16 protein-coding genes are annotated in these 16,201 nt (G+C 46.9%); 13 read left to right on the top strand and 3 right to left on the bottom strand.

What is annotated here, in order from left to right; all coding sequences use genetic code 11:
* Positions 1 to 182: 182 nt before the first annotated feature.
* Both NYE56_RS11765 and NYE56_RS11760 read right to left on the bottom strand, forming a co-directional pair.
* Entirely contained in the window at positions 183 to 1,301 is a 1,119-nt protein-coding gene (locus NYE56_RS11765; protein ID WP_341283886.1) for an NADH-dependent flavin oxidoreductase, read from the bottom strand.
* 72 nt (positions 1,302 to 1,373) lie between these two features.
* A complete protein-coding gene (locus tag NYE56_RS11760) occupies positions 1,374 to 1,526 on the bottom strand; it encodes a hypothetical protein (RefSeq protein ID WP_014480226.1) in 153 nt (50 codons plus the stop codon).
* 307 nt (positions 1,527 to 1,833) lie between these two features.
* On the opposite strand from NYE56_RS11760, the gene NYE56_RS11755 reads away from it, so the two are divergent.
* The 9 genes from NYE56_RS11755 (at position 1,834) to prpB (ending at position 10,450) form a co-directional block, all read left to right on the top strand.
* Positions 1,834 to 2,130, top strand: coding sequence for a hypothetical protein (locus tag NYE56_RS11755; RefSeq protein ID WP_014480225.1), 297 nt, complete (start codon positions 1,834 to 1,836; stop codon positions 2,128 to 2,130).
* A 19-nt stretch (positions 2,131 to 2,149) separates the two neighbouring features.
* The gene (locus tag NYE56_RS11750; protein WP_341283885.1) at positions 2,150 to 2,770 is read left to right on the top strand and encodes an N-acetylmuramoyl-L-alanine amidase family protein; all 621 of its coding nucleotides are present in this window, start codon (positions 2,150 to 2,152) and stop codon (positions 2,768 to 2,770) included.
* A 78-nt stretch (positions 2,771 to 2,848) separates the two neighbouring features.
* Complete coding sequence (locus NYE56_RS11745; RefSeq protein ID WP_268555506.1) at positions 2,849 to 3,580, top strand: glycerophosphodiester phosphodiesterase; 732 nt, start codon at positions 2,849 to 2,851, stop codon at positions 3,578 to 3,580.
* Positions 3,581 to 3,706: 126 nt separating this feature from the next.
* Positions 3,707 to 4,888: an acetyl-CoA C-acetyltransferase gene (locus NYE56_RS11740; protein WP_341283884.1), complete on the top strand. Its 1,182-nt coding sequence runs from the start codon at positions 3,707 to 3,709 to the stop codon at positions 4,886 to 4,888.
* A gap of 24 nt (positions 4,889 to 4,912) precedes the next feature.
* Entirely contained in the window at positions 4,913 to 5,776 is an 864-nt protein-coding gene (locus tag NYE56_RS11735; RefSeq protein WP_268555505.1) for a 3-hydroxybutyryl-CoA dehydrogenase, read from the top strand.
* 27 nt (positions 5,777 to 5,803) lie between these two features.
* Complete coding sequence (locus NYE56_RS11730; protein ID WP_341283883.1) at positions 5,804 to 6,943, top strand: acyl-CoA dehydrogenase; 1,140 nt, start codon at positions 5,804 to 5,806, stop codon at positions 6,941 to 6,943.
* 33 nt (positions 6,944 to 6,976) lie between these two features.
* The gene (mmgD, locus tag NYE56_RS11725) at positions 6,977 to 8,095 is read left to right on the top strand and encodes a citrate synthase (protein WP_268555503.1); all 1,119 of its coding nucleotides are present in this window, start codon (positions 6,977 to 6,979) and stop codon (positions 8,093 to 8,095) included.
* Positions 8,096 to 8,109: 14 nt separating this feature from the next.
* Positions 8,110 to 9,528, top strand: a complete 1,419-nt coding sequence (locus NYE56_RS11720; RefSeq protein WP_268555502.1) for a bifunctional 2-methylcitrate dehydratase/aconitate hydratase — start codon at positions 8,110 to 8,112, stop codon at positions 9,526 to 9,528.
* Positions 9,529 to 9,544: 16 nt separating this feature from the next.
* Positions 9,545 to 10,450, top strand: a complete 906-nt coding sequence (gene prpB / locus NYE56_RS11715; protein WP_268555501.1) for a methylisocitrate lyase — start codon at positions 9,545 to 9,547, stop codon at positions 10,448 to 10,450.
* Between the two features lie 40 nt (positions 10,451 to 10,490).
* Here prpB and NYE56_RS11710 read toward each other — a convergent pair whose 3' ends face one another.
* A complete protein-coding gene (locus tag NYE56_RS11710) occupies positions 10,491 to 10,727 on the bottom strand; it encodes a DUF2627 domain-containing protein (RefSeq protein ID WP_003230304.1) in 237 nt (78 codons plus the stop codon).
* 152 nt (positions 10,728 to 10,879) lie between these two features.
* Between NYE56_RS11710 and NYE56_RS11705 the strand changes: the two genes are divergently transcribed.
* The 4 genes from NYE56_RS11705 (at position 10,880) to buk (ending at position 16,198) form a co-directional block, all read left to right on the top strand.
* The gene (locus NYE56_RS11705) at positions 10,880 to 12,958 is read left to right on the top strand and encodes a sigma 54-interacting transcriptional regulator (RefSeq protein WP_341283882.1); all 2,079 of its coding nucleotides are present in this window, start codon (positions 10,880 to 10,882) and stop codon (positions 12,956 to 12,958) included.
* 124 nt (positions 12,959 to 13,082) lie between these two features.
* Positions 13,083 to 13,982 (top strand): phosphate butyryltransferase, encoded by a 900-nt coding sequence (yqiS, locus tag NYE56_RS11700; protein WP_341283881.1) that lies wholly within the window; start codon positions 13,083 to 13,085, stop codon positions 13,980 to 13,982.
* Positions 13,983 to 13,993: 11 nt separating this feature from the next.
* Positions 13,994 to 15,088: a branched-chain amino acid dehydrogenase gene (gene bcd / locus NYE56_RS11695; protein ID WP_003230309.1), complete on the top strand. Its 1,095-nt coding sequence runs from the start codon at positions 13,994 to 13,996 to the stop codon at positions 15,086 to 15,088.
* A gap of 18 nt (positions 15,089 to 15,106) precedes the next feature.
* Positions 15,107 to 16,198, top strand: coding sequence for a butyrate kinase (gene buk / locus NYE56_RS11690; RefSeq protein WP_049141231.1), 1,092 nt, complete (start codon positions 15,107 to 15,109; stop codon positions 16,196 to 16,198).
* The last annotated feature ends 3 nt before the right edge of the window (positions 16,199 to 16,201 follow it).

The raw sequence follows: 16,201 nt of genomic DNA, 5'->3' as shown, positions 1-16,201 counted from the left end.
ATTCATGTAAAAAGGAGACGTACGAATGAAAAAGAAAAAAGCAAGAAAGCGTGAGGGGTTTTTCCTGGATTTTCTTTTCGAAGTTGGTGGGGAGCTCTTTCTTTTGCTGTTTAGATGTGTACATAAACTATTTATATAAAGGGAAAAAAGACTGCCGAATCGTTTCGGCAGTCTTTTGCACATTAATCTTTATAAGGCACCCAGCCTGGCGTGTTCACAATTGCTTTCCAAAGCGGTTCAGGCAAATGATATTTTTCTTTATCTGTGCCTTTGATCACTGTTTCGATTTGCTTTTCACGGCCTTCTTTTACTTTTACCGTCCAGTTAGGGTCAACTAGAATTTCGCGTCCCATAGCGACTAACGGAATACCGTTTTCGATGACGGCAAGCGCGTCATCAGCGGAATGGATGGAACCGACGGCGATCAGCGGCACTTTGTTTCCGACACGTTCATTCAATAAGTCCATGCGTGTGCGAGTCGGATCTGCACCGCGGCGCGCTTTTGAGTTCACGTCCATCAGTGAGATATGAAGATAATCCAATTCTTTATCCCCTAAAGCATCAACAAGCGTATAAGTTTCAGTCATTGTCAATCCCGGTGTCTCAGGTTCTTCCGGAGACAGACGGTAGCCGACTAAGAACGCGCCCTTCGCATGTTCTGAAGCGGTTTTTTTCACTTCATCGACAATAGCGAGCGGGAAGGCTAATCGCTTTTCATCGCTTCCTCCCCAGCGATCCGTGCGCTGGTTGGTTTTCGGAGAATAAAACTGCTGAATTAAGTAGCCGTTTGCACCGTGAATTTCGACACCGTCAAAGCCGGCTTCAATGGCACGTCTTGTCGCTTCTCCAAACGCCTTTACAATGTTTTCCACTTCTTCTTCTTTTAATGCGCGAGCAATTTGTTTGCCGTTATCAAACACGTCACTTGGCCCCACAACATCCTGTTGAGGAACGAGCTCAGATGGGCATTCGATGCCGCCGTGATGAATTTGTACAACGGCTTTAGCGCCTTGTGCCTGAATAGCTTGTGCTAACTTTTTTAAACCTGGAATGTTGGAATCGTCATGGATGGCCGGCTGCCCGGGGAATGCTTTTCCGTCCGGTGTAACATTTGCGCAGGCTGTAATCACCATTCCCATCTCTTTTGAACGGGGGATGATGTAGTCGAGCTCCGCTTCAGATATTGTACCGTCTTCATTAGAAGCGTAATGAGTCATTGGTGCTACTGCGATCCGGTTGTCGATTGTAACGCCGCTTTTAAACGTAAATGGTTCAAACAGAGGCTTATACTTAGGATTCATTTGATCATCTTCTTTCGTTTGGATTCGCACATATTCTAGCCTATATGTAAAAATTAATGCAATTGATCTGCTTTACCGACTGAATATCTTGAGTGCAGAGTGATGTTTTCGCCGCTCTTTTTCGGGGCCTTTGTAGCCGCCGCTGATTTGGTGGCCGATGGAGCATGTGATGACAGCTGCCGCCAGCAGCAGAACGAATTTTTTCATGGCTTTAACTTCTTTCAATAAAGTAAATATCCTTTAAAAGGTTACGCTTGGCTGACCCACCCGTCAAACGATTTGCTCACCCTATTCTCAAATTTTTTAAAATGAATAAAAAGTTGCTTCTTTCCGCTAATTTTTTCTAATTGGCGCCTCAATTAGAGCCATCTTCATAGACAAATCTGCTCGTTATCTTTCTAACAACAGGAAATGATCGGGTCGTATAGCCCTTTTGAAAATCATGGAACTTGCTCGCCTGCATTCGCGTTGTCTTTACAAATTCGCCATTCTGGTCAAAGATAAAAGCCAAACATCAGGAAGAGGTGGTCATGTGAAACAAACGGTTCTTTTGCTGTTTACTGCGCTCTTTCTTTCGGGGTGCAGTGTTGCAAGTGCGGATGACTCAGTGCCAAGGTTTACCGAAGAGGGAAAATACATTGGCTCGGCTGATCCTCATACGATTGCGGTTTCTCTTAATGGAGAAGAAACCATGATACAAGTTCCGAAGGATAAACGTGATGAATGTGAATCACTGCCAGATCAGACACATGTCCTGGTGAAATATACAAAGAAGGATAATGGAACTTTACAGCTGGAAGATATTCAGCTGCGAAAGAACTCGTCATAAAAAGACCGGAGGGAGTAAGTTGAGAATGTTATGGAGGAGCTTGGCGCTGTGCGGATTGGCTTTGACGCTCGCGCCTTGTGCACAGGCAGCAGAGCCGATAGAAGGAAAAACAGTGTATATTGATGCCGGACACGGCGGTGAAGACAGTGGAGCGGTCGGAAACGGGCTCTTTGAAAAGGATATTAATTTGTCTGTCTCAGAGCATGTGACAGACAAACTAAAAGAGGAGGGAGCCAATCCTGTTGCATCCCGGTCTGACGATCATTTTCTGACCTTGGAGGAAAGAGTGGCTAAGGCAAGTGCCAATCAGGCTGACCTTTTTGTCAGCATTCATGTGAATTCAGGGGTTGCTTCAGCTTCAGGAACAGAAACGTATTTTCAATCTGATTATGCAGGGGAGAACAGCCGGCGTCTCGCATCCGATATTCAGTCACAGCTCGTTTCTTCCTTACAAACGAGAGACAGGGGCGTGAAAGAATCAGACTTTTACGTCATTACATATTCACAAATGCCAAGTGTGTTGGCGGAACTTGGGTTTATCACTAACAGCTCTGATGCGGACAAGCTGGGAAGTGAAGAATACCAGCAAAAGGCCGCAGATGCGATTGTCAACGGCATTGATTCTTATTATGATCAGTAGATTGATACAGCCTTAATCCTAGAGTGGAGCCGACAAAATAAGTATAATGGAGAAAACTTTAGGGTTTGAGGTGAAACGATGACAAAGATTTTTGCCCACCGGGGGGCCTCAGGTCAATTTCCCGAAAATACAATGCTTGCATTTGAAAAAGGAATTGAAGCCGGAGCGGATGGGATAGAGCTTGATGTACAGCTGACGAAAGACGGACGCATTGTTGTGATTCATGATGAAAGACTTAATCGCACGACATCACTTAAAGGATTCGTGAAGGATACAGCCTATGATGAGGTAAAGACTGCGAATGCGGCCGCTGGTCACGATCAAGCGTACAGCGATATAAAAGTACCGCTGCTAGAAGATGTGCTCTCGTGGGCGGTAAAAAAGGATTTTCTCATCAACATTGAATTAAAAAACAGCGTGATCCGCTATGAGGGAATGGAAGAAAAAGTGCTGGAGGCAGTGAAGCGATTCAATGTGGAGGAGAGAGTCATCCTATCCACGTTTAATCATGACAGCTTGGCGCTATGCGCCCGGCTTGCGCCGCATATCGAACGGGCAGTATTAACTTCAGATGTGCTTTACCAGGCAGATCGATATATCGCGTCTATTCCGGCTTCCGGCTATCACCCGAAGTTAAACAGCCCAGGGGTCACAGATGAAGTGCTAAAGAAAATGAGGAGCAGTTCGATTAAGGTAAGGCCGTATACAGTCAATCGTCCGGAAGATATGAAGCGTCTCATTGAAGCGGGAGCAGACGGCATGTTTACCGACTTTCCAGAAAAGGCTTCGGCATTGCTGAAAAATGAATAGTTGTTAGAAGGAGGCTGTTTGACGCAGCCTTCTTTTTTCATTCATTCATGCCCGTTTCAAAGCATACATTCATAGAAGACAACTAGAAATTGTAAGCGCTGTCTATCTTCTGAATGAGGTGAAACCATGAGGAAAACAGTCATTGTAAGTGCTGCAAGAACTCCATTTGGCAAATTCGGCGGAGTTTTGAAAGAGGTGAAAGCTGCTGAGCTTGGGGGCATTGTGATGAAGGAGGCGCTGCAACGGGCTGGAGTCTCTGGAGATGATGTAGAAGGAAACGTCATGGGCATGGTTGTCCAGGCCGGCTCAGGGCAGATACCTTCCCGTCAAGCTGCCCGTCTGGCGGGAATGCCTTGGAGTGTGCCGTCAGAAACACTGAATAAAGTCTGTGCTTCCGGCCTTCGCGCTGTCACTTTATGTGATCAAATGATTCGGGCGCAGGATGCGGATATACTTGTTGCCGGGGGAATGGAAAGCATGAGCAATATTCCGTATGCCGTTCCCGCCGGGCGCTGGGGAGCACGGATGGGAGACGGCGAGCTTAGGGACTTAATGGTGTATGACGGATTAACGTGCGCGTTTGACGAGGTGCACATGGCTGTTCACGGAAATACAGCTGCCAAGGAATATACAATCTCACGAAGGGAGCAGGACGAATGGGCGTTGAGAAGTCATGCAAGGGCAGCTAAGGCAGCCGATGAAGGGAAGTTTCAGGATGAAATTGTTCCCGTCAACTGGATCGGTCGAAAAGGAAAACCAAACGTTTTTGATAAAGATGAAGCGATTCGCCGTGACACAAGTCTGGATCAGCTCGCGAAACTTGCCCCGATTTATGCAAGTGACGGTTCTATCACAGCCGGCAATGCTCCTGGGGTCAATGACGGAGCCGGCGCGTTCGTGCTGATGTCTGAGGAAAAAGCTGCTGAGCTTGGCAAACGGCCTCTGGCTACAATTCTTGGTTTTTCAACTACGGGAATGCCAGCGCACGAGCTGGCGGCAGCGCCGGGATTTGCCATTAACAAGCTCCTGAAAAAGAACGGTTTAACTGTCCAAGATATTGACTTGTTTGAAGTAAATGAAGCTTTTGCTTCAGTTGTTTTGACATGTGAAAAAATCGTAGGTTTCGATCTTGAAAAAGTAAATGTAAATGGCGGTGCGATCGCGCTCGGCCACCCGATCGGCGCGAGCGGGGCGAGAATTCTCATGACGCTTGTTTATGAATTAAAGCGGCGGGGAGGGGGTCTGGGCGTTGCCGCTATTTGCAGCGGGGCAGCACAGGGAGACGCCGTCTTAGTGCAGGTTCATTAAAACATGATGAAAAAGGGGATTTGAATGGAAATCAAACAAATCATGGTAGCTGGCGCAGGTCAGATGGGAAGCGGAATTGCTCAAACAGCTGCCGACGCGGGCTTTTATGTGCGGATGTATGATGTGAATCCAGAGGCCGCTGAGGCAAGATTGAAACGGCTGAAGAAACAGCTGGACCGTGATGCTGAGAAAGGGAAAAGGACCGAGACGGAAGTGAAGAGCGTAATCAGCCGCATTTCGATTTCTCAAACGCTTGAGGAGGCAGAGCATGCGGACATTGTGATTGAGGCTATCGCAGAAAACATGGCGGCAAAAACTGAGATGTTTAAAACACTTGATCGCATTTGCCCGCCTCATACGATTTTGGCCAGCAATACATCTTCCTTGCCTATTACCGAAATCGCTGCTGTAACAAACCGGCCTCAACGGGTTATTGGCATGCATTTCATGAATCCCGTCCCTGTAATGAAGCTGGTTGAAGTGATTCGCGGCTTGGCTACATCAGAAGAAACGGCCTTAGATGTTATGGCATTAGCGGAAAAGATGGGGAAAACACCAGTAGAAGTCAATGATTTTCCTGGGTTTGTTTCCAACCGTGTGCTTCTTCCAATGATTAATGAAGCCATCTATTGCGTGTATGAGGGAGTGGCGAAACCGGAGGCAATAGACGAGGTGATGAAGCTGGGCATGAATCATCCGATGGGTCCGCTTGCATTAGCGGATTTTATCGGACTGGATACGTGTTTATCAATTATGGAAGTCCTTCACTCAGGCCTTGGCGATTCCAAATACCGTCCTTGCCCGCTGCTCCGCAAGTATGTCAAAGCAGGCTGGCTTGGCAAAAAGAGCGGACGCGGTTTTTATGACTATGAGGAGAGGACTTCCTGAAGTCTATTCCATCCGGGGGTGGCCGAGTTGCATGTAACCCAAGAGCAAGTCATGATGCGGAAAATGGTGCGTGATTTTGCACGAAAAGAAATTGCTCCCGCTGCGGAAATCATGGAGAAAACGGACGAATTTCCCTTTCAGCTGATCAAAAAAATGGGCGAACACGGCCTGATGGGAATACCGGTGCCGGAACAATACGGCGGTGCCGGAGCGGACGTTGTTTCTTATATTTTGGCAATTCATGAGATTTCTAGAATCAGCGCGGCTGTCGGCGTAATTCTCTCCGTACATACCTCAGTCGGCACAAATCCGATTCTGTACTTCGGCAATGAAGAACAAAAGATGAAATATATACCAAAGCTCGCGTCAGGAGACCATTTGGGCGCATTTGCACTGACGGAGCCTCACTCGGGGTCGGATGCCGGGAGCCTCCGCACAACAGCAATCAAAAAGAACGGCAAATATCTATTAAACGGATCGAAAATATTCATAACGAATGGCGGAGCAGCTGATATCTATATCACATTTGCTTTAACAGCTCCAGATCAAGGCAGGCACGGGATTTCGGCTTTTATTGTTGAAAAAAACACACCCGGTTTTACCGTTGGAAAAAAAGAAAGAAAGCTGGGGCTTTATGGTTCCAATACTACGGAACTGATTTTTGATAATGCAGAAGTGCCTGAAGCCAATTTGCTTGGCAAAGAGGGGGATGGCTTTCACATTGCCATGGCGAATTTAAATGTCGGCCGGATCGGCATTGCGGCACAGGCCCTCGGAATTGCAGAGGCGGCTCTTGATCATGCCGTTAATTATGCGAAGCAGCGAGTGCAATTTGGAAGACCGATCGCAGCCAATCAAGCCATTTCATTTAAGCTGGCTGATATGGCGACTAGAGCTGAGGCGGCAAGACATCTTGTCTACCACGCTGCAGACCTTCATAACCGTGGCCTAAACTGTGGAAAAGAAGCGTCTATGGCTAAACAATTTGCTTCCGATGCAGCCGTGAAGGCGGCGTTAGACGCCGTTCAAATTTATGGGGGATATGGCTATATGAAGGATTATCCGGTTGAGCGCTTGCTTCGCGATGCAAAGGTGACGCAAATCTATGAAGGGACGAATGAGATTCAAAGACTGATTATTTCCAAGTATTTGCTTGGCGGAACCTGATAGACAAAAAACGCAAAAACGGAGGTTGAGGATATGGAGGAGAAACAGCAATATTCTCCAGGGTTGGACGGTGTGATTGCGGCAGAAACTCATATTTCTTATCTTGACACGCAGTCCAGCCAGATTTTGATACGAGGCTATGATTTAATAGAACTTTCTGAAACAAAAAGCTATCTGGAGCTTGTCCATTTATTGCTGGAGGGCAGGCTGCCAGAAGAAAGTGAAATGGAGACGCTGGAACATAAAATAAACAGTGCCTCAAGCCTGCCTGCTGATCAGCTCCGTCTGCTTGAGCTGCTCCCTGAGGGCACTCATCCAATGGATAGTCTGCGTACCGGCCTGTCGGCACTTGCTGGCTATGATCGGCAAATTGATGATCGGTCTCCTTCTGCAAACAAAGAACGCGCCTATCAGCTTCTTGGGAAAATGCCTGCCCTCACTGCTGCCAGCTACAGGATCATTAATAAGAAAGAACCGATTCTTCCGCTTCATACCTTATCCTACAGTGCGAATTTTCTATACATGATGACAGGGAAATTGCCGTCTTCATTGGAAGAACAGATTTTTGACCGGTCGCTCGTCCTGTACAGTGAGCATGAGATGCCGAATTCAACCTTTGCGGCCAGGGTCATTGCATCTACACATTCAGATCTTTATGGGGCTTTGACTGGGGCTGTCGCTTCCCTGAAAGGGAATCTTCACGGAGGAGCAAACGAAGCTGTGATGTATTTGCTTTTGGAGGCAAAAACGACATCTGATTTTGAGCAGCTTCTGCAAACAAAACTGAAAAGAAAAGAAAAAATCATGGGCTTCGGCCACCGGGTGTATATGAAAAAAATGGACCCAAGAGCACTCATGATGAAAGAGGCGCTGCAGCAATTATGCGATAAAGCCGGTGACCATCGTTTATATGAGATGTGCGAAGCGGGTGAGCGGCTGATGGAGAAGGAAAAAGGGCTTTACCCGAATTTGGATTACTATGCTGCCCCGGTGTATTGGATGCTCGGCATACCGATTCCTTTATATACGCCGGTCTTTTTCAGCGCGAGAACGTCCGGTTTATGCGCCCATGTGATTGAACAGCATGCCAATAATCGGCTCTTCCGTCCCCGTGTCAGTTACATGGGCCCGCGATATCAAACAAAACCATGAAAGGAACTGGTAGAATGCCGAAAACGGATCGTGTTATCGAAGAAATCACAGACTATGTGCTTGAGAAAGAGATTACTAGTGCCGAAGCGTATACAACAGCGGGGCATGTATTGCTGGATACCCTGGGCTGCGGGATCTTGGCGCTACGGTATCCGGAATGCACAAAGCTGCTTGGCCCGATTGTTCCAGGAACGACTGTGCCGAATGGAAGCAAAGTGCCGGGAACGTCATATGTTCTTGATCCTGTGAGGGCGGCGTTTAATATCGGCTGCATGATTCGCTGGCTCGATTACAACGATACGTGGCTGGCGGCGGAGTGGGGGCATCCATCCGATAACTTGGGAGGAATCCTTGCCGCTGCTGATTATGTATCAAGAGTGAGGCTGTCTGAAGGAAAAGAGCCGTTAACAGTACGCGACGTACTTGAGATGATGATCAAAGCACACGAGATCCAAGGTGTGCTGGCGTTAGAAAACAGCTTAAATCGAGTTGGCCTTGACCATGTGCTGTTTGTCAAAGTTGCGACAACTGCTGTTGCGGCAAAGCTTTTGGGCGGCGGAAGAGAAGAAATCAAAAATGCGCTTTCGAATGCATGGATTGACAATGCAGCATTGAGGACATACCGCCATTCACCGAATACGGGCTCACGCAAATCATGGGCGGCAGGAGATGCAACGAGCAGAGGTGTTCATTTGGCGCTGATGTCGTTAAAAGGGGAAATGGGTTATCCGACAGCCCTGAGTGCACCGGATTGGGGGTTCCAAGACGTTTTATTCAATAAGAAAGAGATCAAGCTTGCCCGTCCGCTCGACGCTTATGTCATGGAAAATGTGTTATTTAAAGTGTCTTATCCTGCGGAATTTCACGCCCAGACAGCGGCGGAGTGCGCCGTCATTCTTCACCCGCAGGTAAAGAACCGGATTGACGAGATTGACCGTGTTGTCATCAGAACGCATGAATCCGCTATCCGAATCATTGATAAAAAAGGCCCGCTCCACAATCCGGCAGACCGCGATCACTGTCTCCAATACATTACAGCAATCGGTTTGCTTTTTGGTGATATCACCGCACAGCATTATGAAGCTGAAACAGCGAGTGATCCGAGAATAGATAAACTTCGTGATAAAATGGAAGTGACTGAAAATAAAACATATACCGAGGATTATTTAAAACCTGATAAACGTTCCATCTCAAATGCCGTTCAGGTTCATTTTAAAGACGGAACGAGCACGGAAATGGTGGAATGTGAGTTTCCCCTCGGCCATCGTTTTCGAAGAGAGGAAGCAGTGCCGAAACTGCTGGAAAAGTTTTCTGACAATCTCAAAACCCATTTTCCTGATAAACAGCACAAACACATTTATGAGCGCTGTACCAGCTATGAGACATTACAAACGATGCGCGTAAATGAATTCGTAGACATGTTCTGCATGTAAAAGGGGGATTTGTTTCATGTCGTGGATCGTCAATAAGCAATCGTCACAAGAGGAGCTTGCCGGGCGTTTCCGCAAGCTGATGTCAGCACCGGACATTCTTCAAATTCCCGGCGCCCATGACGGGATGGCCGCTTTGCTTGCGAAAGAAGCCGGTTTTTCTGCTATTTATTTGTCCGGTGCTGCCTATACAGCCAGCAGGGGGCTGCCTGATTTAGGGATCATCACATCGGCAGAGATAGCTGAACGGGCCAAAGATCTTGTGCGTTCAGCTGATCTGCCTTTGCTTGTGGATATCGATACGGGATTTGGCGGTGTCTTAAATGCCGCCCGAACAGCCCGGGAGATGCTTGAAGCCAGGGTAGCAGCCGTTCAAATAGAAGACCAGCAGCTCCCAAAAAAATGCGGACATTTAAATGGCAAACAGCTAGTTCCGATAAAGGAAATGGCGCAAAAAATAAAAGCCATTAAACAAGCGGCACCCTCCCTTATTGTTGTTGCCCGTACTGATGCCAGGGCGCAGGAAGGGCTTGATGCCGCAATAAAACGTTCAGAGGCTTACATTGAGGCGGGAGCGGACGTAATTTTCCCGGAAGCGCTACAGGCGGAGAATGAATTCCGCCAGTTTGCTGAGCGTATCCCCGTTCCGCTCCTTGCGAATATGACTGAATTTGGGAAAACGCCGTATTATCGTGCCGATGAATTCGAAGATATGGGGTTTCACATGGTGATATATCCTGTCACCTCGCTTCGAGCGGCGGCAAAAGCTTGTGAGCGGATGTTTGGTTTGATGAAGGAGCACGGCTCACAAAAAGAAGGACTTCATGATATGCAGACACGAAAAGAACTGTACGATACGATTTCTTATTATGACTATGAAGCGTTAGACAAAACGATTGCCAAGACCGTTTTGCCTGACGAATAGTGCAACAAAAAAGCCGGAGCATTCTCCGGCTTTTTTTCAGCTATCGTTTTCTGAATCGCGGGCTGACTTGATTGCGTTTTCTGTCTCTGTATAAAATGAACCCGGCCAGCACATAGAGGCCGATCGCAAAAAAGATGAATCCTGACAACCCTTGGAGCCAAAGAGCTGAAAATGGCTTGATTGTATGGCCGAAAAGTGTATCTCTCATCAGTTTAATGCCTAAAGCAGAAATAGCCCCGGGGATGACTAATATTAACAGCGCAAGAAGTCGGCTCATCTTCAGAAAACCCCTTTATCTTTTCATTTCCTTTATTGTCCAGCGGAAAAAATATTTTGTCAAGAGAAGAAAACGTGGTAACATAGGGTTGTGCAAATTATTGCAACGGAATAAATAGGTGTGCAAATTTTTTCATGCAAAGGGGTATCGGGATGCAAAAGGTACTGATAGTAGGTGCCGGCAAAAGGGGAACGGCGTTATTACATATTCTGATTAAAACAGCCATCATAGATATCATTGCCGTAGTTGACAAAGACCCCGAGGCGCCGGGATTGAAAGAAGCAGAACAGTATGGGATTGCCGTATCATCTGATTGGAAACCTTACATACAACAAAAACCGGATATCGTCATTCATACTACCGGCGATCAAGCCGTGTTTGACGAGCTCCTTCAAAGAAAGCATGAAGATACCATTGTCATGCCGGGAAAAATGGCATACATCGTTTTTCAGCTGATGGAAGAAAAGCAGCACCTGATTCAAATGCTAAAAGAGCAAACCTATAAATATGACAGAATTTTTAATTCCACCCATGATGGAATGATTTTTATTGATATCAATGAAGAAATCATTCTCTTTAACCATATGGCCGAAAAAATGGTCGGGAAAAAACGTGAGGAAGTCATTGGGCGCCCAATAAAAGAAGTGATTCCGAGCACTAAGATGCCGCGGATTTTAAAAACAAGAGTGCCTGAATATAACCAGAAGCAACTGTTAGGCGATCATTTGCAAATTGTGACCACAAGACTGCCGATTATTGATGAAGGCGGACGTCTGCTCGGGGCTCTTTGTGTGTTTAAAGATATCACTGATGCGGTCGAGCTGGCAGAGGAAGTGACCAACTTAAAGCAGGTCCGTACGATGCTGGAGGCGATTATTCAATCCTCCGATGAGGCGATTTCTGTCGTTGATGAAAACGGCATCGGCCTGCTAATCAATAAAGCGTATACGAAAATGACGGGGCTTTCTGAAAAAGAAGTCATCGGCAAGCCTGCAAACACTGATATTTCCGAAGGCGAAAGCATGCATTTAAAGGTGCTTGAAACAAGACGTCCTGTCCGCGGTGTCAGAATGAAGGTCGGCCCGAATGAAAAAGAGGTCATCGTTAATGTAGCACCGGTGATTGTGGACGGGATTTTGAAAGGCAGCGTCGGCGTGATTCACGATGTTTCCGAAATTAAAATGCTGACAGCGGAGCTTAACCGCGCCAGACAAATTATTCGCACGCTTGAAGCGAAATACACGTTTGACGACATTATCGGCAAAAGCGAGCAAATGCTGGTTGCGCTTGAGCAGGCGAAGCTCGGTGCGAAAACACCGGCAACCATCTTGCTGCGCGGGGAATCAGGAACAGGGAAAGAACTGTTCGCCCATGCCATCCATAACGAAAGTGACCGGAAATACAATAAATTTATTCGCGTGAATTGTGCAGCCCTTTCTGAAAACCTGCTCGAATCAGAATTGTTCGGCTATGAGGATGGTGCGTTTTCAGGAGCGAAGCGCGGCGGTAAAAAGGGTTTATTTGAGGAAGCAAATAACGGCAGTATTTTCTTAGATGAAATCGGTGAGCTGACACAAAATATGCAGGCCAAATTGCTACGCGTCCTTCAAGAAAAGGAAATCGTCAGAGTGGGCGGCACGAAAGCGATCCCTGTCAACGTCAGAGTGATCGCGGCGACAAATGTAAATATTGAAAAGGCGATGGCGGATGAAAAGTTTCGCGAAGACCTGTATTACCGGATCAACCGCTATCCCATCTCCATTCCGCCTTTGCGTCAGCGGTTGGAGGACATTGAAGCACTAAGCGTCAGACTTATCCAAAAGATCAACCGGGATTACGGCAGGAATGTAAAAGGGCTCTCGCAGCAAGCCTTGCGCGCCTTATCTGCTTACCATTGGCCTGGGAATGTCCGCGAGCTTGAAAATGTCCTTGGACGAGCCATGATTTTTCTCAATCCGCATATGGAATGGATTGAAAAAGATCATTTGCCTATATTTGAACTTGAGCAAAAAGAAAATGACACAGATCAGGGGACAGATTTTGATTTTCCGGATATTGAAGGGGAAAAGCTGTCTGTCGCAGTAGAAAAATTTGAAGCGCATTTGATCCAGCAAACGCTCGAAAAGCATCATTTTAACCGGACAAAAACAGCGAAAGCCCTCGGTGTCAGCATTCGGAATTTATATTACAAAATGGATAAATATGGCCTTGCAAATGAAGGCATGCAATAATTTGCAGAATAAACGCAAACATCTGCACGAATGTTTCAATATATCTGGTATGACAGCACCCTTAAGAGCTGGCACGGAACTTGCATAATAAAAGGCGGAGTCGAAACAAGAAAGGTGGTAGCAGATGAAGCTGAAAGATTTAATCGGCAAAGCGTCGATGCACAAAAACAAGACCATTGCGGTTGCTCATGCTGAGGATGAGGAAGTGATCCGGGCTGTAAAGCTGGCTGCCGAGCACCTATCCGCCCGTTTCTTGTTAACGGGCGACAGCAAAAAACTGAACGAGCTGACATCATCCATGCAAGGGCATCAAGTGGAAATCGTCCATGCCGAAACACCTGAGGAGTCGGCGAAATTAGCGGTTCGTGCTGTACATCATAAAACAGCGGACGTTTTAATGAAAGGGAATGTGCCGACTTCTGTTTTGCTTAAAGCGGTATTGAACAGACAGGAGGGGCTTCGGTCAGCAAGTGTCCTTTCTCACGTGGCTGTCTTCGATATACCGGATTTTGACCGGCTGATGTTTGTGACAGATTCGGCAATGAATATTGCTCCTTCGCTGGAAGAGCTCCGGCAGATTTTGCAAAATGCCGTTCATGTGGCCCATGCAGTGGGGAACAATATGCCAAAAGCAGCTGCCCTTGCAGCGGTCGAAACGGTGAACCCTAAAATGGAAGCGACCGTGAATGCAGTTGCTCTAGCTCAAATGTACAAAAGGGGCCAGATCAAAGGCTGCATTGTTGATGGACCGCTTGCTTTGGATAACGCAGTTTCACAAATTGCCGCGGCCCAGAAAAAAATTTCGGGAGACGTAGCGGGCAACGCAGATATCCTTCTCGTCCCAACAATTGAGGCCGGCAATATTTTATATAAATCACTGATTTATTTTGCCAAGGCCAGCGTGGCGGCTGTCATTACAGGAGCAAAAGCACCGATTGCCTTAACAAGCAGAGCGGACTCTGCTGAAAATAAACTGTATTCCATTGCGCTGGCAATATGCGCATCTGAAGAATACACACATTAGGAGGAACGAACATGGAACTTTTTAAATATATGGAGAAATACGATTACGAACAATTGGTATTCTGCCAGGATGAACAATCTGGATTAAAAGCGATTATCGCCATTCATGATACAACGCTTGGTCCGGCGCTTGGCGGAACGAGAATGTGGACATATGAAAATGAAGAAGCGGCAATTGAAGATGCGCTCAGATTGGCTAGAGGCATGACCTATAAGAACGCGGCGGCAGGCTTAAACCTTGGCGGCGGAAAAACAGTCATTATCGGCGATCCGCGCAAAGACAAAAATGAGGAAATGTTCCGCGCGTTTGGCCGCTATATTCAAGGGCTGAATGGCAGATACATCACGGCTGAAGATGTGGGCACAACGGTCGAGGATATGGATATCATTCATGATGAGACAGACTATGTCACAGGGATTTCTCCTGCTTTCGGCTCTTCTGGAAATCCGTCCCCAGTCACAGCGTACGGGGTGTACAGAGGAATGAAGGCAGCAGCTAAAGCTGCTTTCGGAACAGACTCTCTTGAAGGAAAAACCATTGCTGTACAGGGTGTTGGGAACGTAGCCTATAACCTTTGCCGCCACCTGCATGAAGAAGGAGCAAACTTAATCGTTACGGATATCAACAAACAATCTGTACAGCGTGCAGTTGAAGATTTTGGCGCCCGTGCTGTAGATCCTGATGACATTTATTCACAAGACTGCGATATTTATGCGCCGTGTGCCCTTGGTGCGACTATTAACGACGACACCATTAAACAGCTGAAGGCGAAAGTGATCGCAGGTGCGGCTAACAACCAATTAAAAGAGACACGCCATGGTGATCAAATTCACGAAATGGGCATCGTTTATGCACCGGATTACGTGATTAACGCGGGCGGTGTTATCAACGTGGCAGATGAGCTTTACGGCTATAATGCAGAACGTGCATTGAAAAAAGTTGAAGGCATTTACGGCAATATCGAGCGTGTACTAGAGATTTCTCAGCGTGACGGCATTCCTGCATATTTAGCGGCTGACCGCTTGGCAGAGGAACGAATTGAACGCATGCGCCGCTCAAGAAGCCAGTTTTTGCAAAACGGCCACAGTGTATTAAGCAGACGTTAAGAAATTGATCTGGAGGTTATGAAAGTGCTACATGACGAAAAACGCATTCTCACAATTAATCCAGGCTCAACTTCAACGAAAATCGGTGTTTTTCATAACGAAAGAAGCATTTTTGAAAAAACATTGAGACACAACATAGAAGAGCTGCAGCGATTTGACCGAATTATTGATCAGTATGAATTTCGTAAAAACCATATTCTCGAAACGCTTCATGAACAGGGAATCAATATTTCAAAGTTTGATGCAGTCTGCGCAAGAGGCGGCCTTCTCCGGCCAATTGAAGGCGGGACCTACGTAGTGAATGATGAGATGATTGAGGATTTGAAAAGCGGCTACGCCGGTCAGCATGCTTCTAATCTCGGCGGCATTATCGCGCGGGAAATCGCTGATGGCCTGAATATCCCTTCGTATATCGTCGACCCTGTTGTCGTAGACGAAATGTCAGTGCTTGCGAAAGTTTCAGGCATGCCTGAAATTGAACGAAAAAGCATTTTTCACGCATTAAATCAAAAAGCTGTCGCTCGTAAAGCGGCAGCCTCCCTTGGCAAACGATATGAGAACATGAAAATGATTATTACCCATATGGGCGGAGGTATTACAATTGGCGTCCATGACCGCGGGCGAGTGGTAGATGTCAATAACGGCCTGCACGGCGAGGGACCATTCAGTCCTGAACGAGCAGGAACAGTGCCTGCGGGAGATCTTGTTGATTTATGTTTTTCAGGGGAATATACAAAAGAAGAAATCATGAAAAAGCTTGTTGGCACCGGCGGACTTTTAGGCTATCTCGGTACAAATGATGCAGTAAAAGTGGAACAGATGATTCAGGGGGGCGATGAAAAAGCCCGCTTCATTTATGATGCCATGGCATATCAGGTAGCAAAGGAAATCGGGGCAGCCAGCGCGGCGTTAAAAGGCGAAGTTGAAGCGATTGTGCTGACGGGAGGCCTTGCGTACGGCAAAAGCTTTGTTTCTGCTATCAGATCATACATAGATTGGATTTCAGACGTTTTAGTCTATCCGGGTGAAAATGAACTGCAGTCTCTTGCCCAAGGGGCGCTCAGAGTGTTGCTGGGCGAAGAGCAATCCAAACAATATCGTATTGAATAGACA

This window comes from Bacillus sp. FSL R5-0603, assembly GCF_038050295.1.
GTDB classification, from domain to species: domain Bacteria; phylum Bacillota; class Bacilli; order Bacillales; family Bacillaceae; genus Bacillus; species Bacillus subtilis.
This window is presented reverse-complemented; position numbering and strand designations above follow the sequence as displayed.